The organism is Candidatus Omnitrophota bacterium (assembly GCA_028712255.1).
Taxonomy (GTDB): domain Bacteria; phylum Omnitrophota; class Gorgyraeia; order Gygaellales; family Profunditerraquicolaceae; genus UBA6249.
On sequence record JAQTQJ010000006.1, the window covers coordinates 109,794 to 115,855 of the forward strand.

At 38.7% G+C, this 6,062-nt stretch carries 5 protein-coding genes and 1 tRNA gene; all 6 read left to right on the forward strand.

Annotation, left to right across the window (positions count from 1 at the left end; genetic code table 11):
- The first annotated feature begins 59 nt into the window (after positions 1–59).
- The 6 genes from acsC to PHC29_04315 all read left to right on the forward strand — a co-directional run bounded on the left by acsC (position 60) and on the right by PHC29_04315 (position 6,006).
- On the forward strand, positions 60–1,391 hold the full coding sequence (gene acsC / locus PHC29_04290; protein MDD5108711.1) for an acetyl-CoA decarbonylase/synthase complex subunit gamma: 1,332 nt from the start codon (positions 60–62) through the stop codon (positions 1,389–1,391).
- 55 nt (positions 1,392–1,446) lie between these two features.
- Positions 1,447–3,390, forward strand: a complete 1,944-nt coding sequence (locus PHC29_04295) for an ASKHA domain-containing protein (GenBank protein ID MDD5108712.1) — start codon at positions 1,447–1,449, stop codon at positions 3,388–3,390.
- Positions 3,391–4,143 (forward strand): AAA family ATPase, encoded by a 753-nt coding sequence (locus PHC29_04300; GenBank protein ID MDD5108713.1) that lies wholly within the window; start codon positions 3,391–3,393, stop codon positions 4,141–4,143. It abuts the gene before it with no gap.
- Positions 4,128–5,063 (forward strand): acetyl-CoA decarbonylase/synthase complex subunit delta, encoded by a 936-nt coding sequence (locus tag PHC29_04305; protein ID MDD5108714.1) that lies wholly within the window; start codon positions 4,128–4,130, stop codon positions 5,061–5,063. The genes PHC29_04300 and PHC29_04305 overlap by 16 nt, the downstream gene beginning before the upstream one ends.
- Before the next feature lie 2 nt (positions 5,064–5,065).
- Positions 5,066–5,854: a dihydropteroate synthase gene (locus PHC29_04310; GenBank protein ID MDD5108715.1), complete on the forward strand. Its 789-nt coding sequence runs from the start codon at positions 5,066–5,068 to the stop codon at positions 5,852–5,854.
- 75 nt (positions 5,855–5,929) lie between these two features.
- Positions 5,930–6,006 (forward strand) — tRNA-Met (locus PHC29_04315).
- Positions 6,007–6,062 lie beyond the last annotated feature (56 nt).

Genomic DNA, 6,062 nt, shown 5'->3' on the forward strand with positions numbered 1-6,062 from the left:
TTACACCCAGCGCTAATTGGTATTGCGCTGGTGTTGCCTTCGTAGGCAAGGAGATAATTATGGCTTTATCAGGTTTAGATATCTATAAGCTACTACCTAAAACAAACTGTCGTCAATGCGGCTTTGCTACTTGCCTTGCTTTTGCCATGCAATTAGCAAAAAAAGCAATTACAATCGAAAAATGCCCTTTCATTTCAACAGAAGCTAAGATGATTTTGGAGGCCCAGGCGCAACCTCCGATTAAATCCATTACCCTAGGCAATGATTTATTAAAATTTGAAATTGGCAATGAATCGGTTTTATTCCGCCATGAAGAAAAATTTCGTAACCCCGCAGGAGTAGGTTTTATTATCGATGATAACTTAAGCGATATAGAAATAAAAGACCGGCTGGAAAAAATTAATCATCTTAAATTTGAGCGTATAGGACAGTTGCTTGAAGTTAATTTAGTAGCTTTAAAACAAAATACAGATTCCAAAAGATACCTAGAGGCATTGAAACTAGTCCTAAATAATACCACTTTACCTCTAATGCTAATGAGTGATGATTTATCTGCTTTGAGAAAAGCAGCAGAAACCGCAAAGGAGCGTAAACCTTTACTTTATTGCGCAACCAGGGAAAACTTTGCTCAAATTGGGGTAATCTCTAAAGAATTACAGTTACCACTAGTAGTGGTTGGGCAAGATTTGGATATTTTAACCAAGTTGACTAAAGAACTAAATGCATTGGGGATAAATAATTTAATTTTAGATACAGGTACCAAATCCGTAACTGAGAAAATCTGGGACTTGACGCAATTGCGCAGACAGGCATTAAAAAAATCAAATCGGGCATTAGGATATCCAACTTTAGTTATTTCGGATAAAACTGATCCTTACGAAGAAGCTATGGAAGCAACTGCTTATATCGCTAAATACGCAGGACTCGTCTTGATTAAAGGAATCCAAACTTGGGAAAATATTTGTATCCTAACTTTAAGACAAAATATTTATACTGATTCGCAGAAACCTTTACAAATTGAATCCAAACTTTATCCAATCGGCCAAGTAAGCCAGAATTCGCCGGTTTTAATCACTACCAATTTCTCTCTGAGTTATTACACTGTTTTAGGAGAAGTAGAGGCCAGTAAAATACCCTCATACATTTTAAGCGTTAATACTGAAGGAATGTCGGTACTTACCGCATGGGCTGCGGAAAAATTCAATGCTGAATGTATAACTAAATCATTAAATGAGCACGGGGTCAAAGATGCGGTAAAACATAAAAATTTGATTATTCCCGGTTATGTGGCGCAAATCAGCGGTGATCTTGCAGAGCAATCAGGATATGAAATAATCGTAGGCCCTAAAGAAGCCGCGGGAATCCCCGCGTTTTTAAAAAATCTAAATTAATCGTTGCACAGGAATTTTTTATGCAAATAGGCAACGATTATCCGCCAACGTTTCAGTGGCGGATAACCTAGAAGAGATGAAAAAATTCAAAGTTACTTTTCTACCGGATAATTTAACTATTTCTGTTGAAAGAGACACAACTATTCTTTCGGCGGCAATATCGGCCAAAGTTTACATTAATTCTACCTGTGGAGGCGACGGAATTTGCGGGAAATGTAAAGTTAAGGTTTGCGGCCAAGTGAGTAGCCAGCCAAATGGAATAATCACACCCGAAGAAAGAAAAGATAGTATCTATCTGGCGTGCCTAACCAATATCCAGGGAGATTTAGAGGTTTATATTCCAGATAATTCTCGTCTTAATTTTGATAAGCTTACCCCGGAAGAATTAGAGGAGCGCCTAAGCGGCCTTTATTCAAAAGCAGAAGAGATCCATCCGCAAAAAACCGAAATTAAAGACCAGCTTTTTAAACATTCACCATTTGCTACTAAAATATACCTGGAGCTTCCTAAACCGACACTGAATGACTCTATCAGCGATTTAGAACGGTTATACCGGCAGCTACGAAAACAAGGTGAGTTTGGCCAAATACAAACTGGATTATTCAATATCCGCCAGCTTGGCCAATTACTGCGTGATTACGGATGGAAAATTACCGTTACCCTGGGAAAGCGTAACAATACTGTAGAAATTGTTCTGGTTGAACCTGGAGACACAACACATAAAAATTTCGGGCTTTGCTTTGATATAGGAACAACGACAATTTCAGGCCAGTTGGTAAATTTAAATTCAAAAAAGATCCTGGGGACAAAAGCTTCTTATAACCAACAGGCTACTTTTGGTAGCGATGTAATTACGCGTATTGTCCATGCTGCTAAGATTGACGGCCTAGAGCAATTACATAACGCCGTCTGTGACACAATAAACCAGATTATCAAAGAATTGGTTCAGGAGCACAACGTCGATCTCAATGATGTTAATTGTATTGTTTGCTCAGGAAACACCACAATGATCCACCTGCTGTTAAATATGGATCCTGCGCATATCCGGCGCCAACCGTATATTCCAACAGCAAATTTCTTACCGGTTTTACGCGCGGCAGAAGCTCAAATTAATATTAACCCCAGAGGGCTACTTTGTTGCGTTCCGGGTGTATCAAGCTATGTCGGAGGAGATACTACTGCCGGAATTCTATCCAGTGGATTATATCAAAAAGAAAAACCTTGCATATTAATTGATATTGGTACAAACGGAGAGATAGTTTTAGGTAATAAGGAATTCCTAGTAGCCTGCGCCGCATCTGCTGGGCCGGCTTTCGAAGGAAGCGGAGTAACTAGCGGAATGAGGGCATCTAGCGGAGCAATCCAGAAGGTGCGTATTGATAAAGGAGATTTTACTATTAAATATTCAGTAATTCAGGATAAATTACCGCGTGGAATTTGCGGATCTGGATATATTGATCTCTTAAGTGAAATGTTGGATGCAGGAATAATCGATAAAGGCGGTAAAATTAAAGCTCAAGGGAAGCGTATCCGCTCAACAGATACTGGAAAAGAATTTGTAGTTTGTTTTAAAGAAGAAACTGATTCAGGAGCCGACATTGTCATTAATGAAGCCGATATTGAAAACCTTAAACGCTCCAAAGGCGCGATATATTCTGCCACATCTGTTTTAGTTAAACATCTGGGATTGGATTTTTCTTTAATTCATAAATTCTATATTGCCGGGGGATTCGGTACTTATCTGGATATAGAGAAAGCAATCGGAATTGGATTATTACCGGACATAGAGCGGGATAAATTTGTTTTTATTGGCAACAGCTCTTTGGCCGGAGCGCGGCAGATACTTTTATCCGACCAGGCGATGGATATGGCGGATAAACTTGCATCAAAAATCACTTATTTTGAATTATCAGTTGAACCCGGTTATATGGAAGAATACGGGCAGGCTTTATTTTTTCCGCATACGGATTTAACTAAATTTCCTACGGTAAGATTTTAAATGGGCTATATTATTGCGATGGCTGGTAAAGGCGGTACTGGAAAAACCACGATTGCCGCTTTAATTATCCGTTTAATCAAAGATAAAAAGTTAGGTTCTATTTTGGCTATTGACGCTGATCCAAACAGTAATTTAGGTGAAGTCCTGGGGGTCAGTACCCCAGAAACCATCGGTAAAATACTTGATGAAATATGCAGCGACCCTGATAAAGTACCAGCCGGCATGCCCAAAGAACGTTTCATTCAACATCAAGTACAATCAGCTATTCAGGAAGAAGATGGTTTCGATCTGTTAACTATGGGAAAACCTGAAGGGCCAGGTTGTTATTGCTATGTGAATAATGTTTTACGGGGAATAATGACTAAATTGATCAAAGATTATGATTATATCATTATTGATAATGAAGCCGGCCTGGAACACTTATCCCGCAGGACCAGCCGTTTTGCCGATATGCTTATCGTTATCTCTGATTCCTCTATTGTCGGCCTTAAATCTGCCAAAAGGATTACTGATCTTGTAAAAGAATTGAAATTTGAAGTAAAAAATAGCTTACTTTTAATCAATCGATTTAAGAAAAACATTGATAATGAAAAGATTGAAGAAATAGGATTGGATTACCTGGGTAATTTACCGATGGATCAAGAGATTGAAGAGCTAAGCTTAGAAGGCAAATCAATCTTTGAATTAAATTCGAATGCGTTGGTATTTGCTGCATTTAATTTACTGGGGGAAAAAATATGGAAACACAACTAGTACTTGAAAAATGGCCAGGAGTAATCTCCACAATAGAAATTGGGGCTAAAAAAGAAGAAGGAGGGTCTCGTAACAGCACAGTAAAAATAGGAGGAGAATCCACCTTGCCTTTATTATTTAAAGAGGGCGCTCTACCCAATAAACCAAAAATTGCTTTTGAAATTTGGGATACACCTGCGCAAGATTGGCAGGAAGGGCTTCTATTAGCCTATGGACAAGAGATAAATAATCCTTTTGATTGGGCGGATAAATGCGTGAATGAATTTAACGCGGAATTACTTTATGTTAAAATGCAGGGAGCGCATCCTGATTTTGGAAATCGTGCTCCTGATGAATCAGCTAAATTTATCTCTAAATTATTAAGCAGAATTAAAATTCCTTTGATTATTACAGGATGCGGTGATAATACTCAGGATAATTTAATTTTACCCGCGGTTTCGGAAGCAGCTAAAGGCCAGCGTTGCCTTATCGGTAGTGCTCTACAAGATAATTATAAAACTTTAGTTGCCAGTGTATTAGCCGATGGCCATAGTATTATTGCCGAAAGCCCCATTGATATTAATATTGCCAAACAACTCAATATCTTAATCTCCGACATGGGACTAAACCTTGAACGCATTGTTATCGATCCGACTATCGGTGCCTTAGGATACGGACTTGAATATGCTTACTCTATTATGGAAAGAGCTCGGCTTGCTGCCTTGTCGGGAGACAAAACCTTAGCTTGCCCATTTATTTGTTTTGTCGGACAGGAAGCATGGAGGACCAAAGAAGCAAAAGTAAGCCTGGAACAGGGAATTATGTGGGAGGCAATTACTGCCTCAAGCCTTATTCAAGCAGGAGCCGATCTTTTGATTATGCGCCATCCTAAAGCAATTACAAAAGTAATCAATTTTATTGAAACATTATATCAGGAATAAATATGTTTATTATTGGTGAGCTTATTAATGGCATGTATCCAAAAATCGCCTCTGCCATTAAAGGGCATGATAAAAAAACAATACAGAAATATGCGCTTGATCAGATTAGTTGTGGAGCTTGTGCCCTTGATATAAACTGCGGGCCAGCCACAGATAATCCATTGGTTGATATGCGTTGGCTAATTGAAACAATCCAAGAAGTAACGGATAAACCACTTTGCCTGGATTCCAGTAATCCCGAAGTCATTAATGAAGGACTCAAAGCTGCTAGAAATAAAACTGTTATTAATTCTACTACTGCGGATTTGGAAAAATTGAATATACTTGTTCCGCTAGCCAAAGAACATAAAGCCCAACTAATCGGTATAACTATCAGTACAAAAGGTATTCCCCAAAATATGGAACAACGCGTAGAACTAGCGGCAAAAATTGTTACATATTGCCAGGAAAACGGTTTCCCAATTGAGGATCTCTATTTAGACCCAATACTTTTGCCGATTAATGTAGCTCAGGAGCAAATAAAAGGTATCTTGGAAGTGATCCGTGAATTTAAAACAATATCGCAACCAAGCCCAAAAATTGTTATAGGTTTAAGTAATATTTCCCAAGGTACGCATGCACATAGCTTAATTAACCGCACATTTTTAACGATGGCAGTTGCTTATGGTCTAAATTCTGCTATACTTAATCCTAAAGATAAAGAGCTGATGGATGCTTTAATTACTGCAGAGCTTATTTTGAATGAAAATATTTACTGCGATTCGTATTTAGAGGCTTACAGAAAGAAATAATTTTTTACACTGACTCTTTGTCCTCCCCGCGAAGCGGGGATCCAGCACAAGTTTCTTAAAAGTGTCCCGAATTTTGGCGGAGTAGCTCAGCCTGATAGAGCACGCGGCTCATACCCGCTTGGTCGGTGGTTTAAATCCACTCTCCGCCACCAATGTTGTTTAAAATGGGTAATCCAGACAGATATAAGCAGATAGTTGATAATGCAAA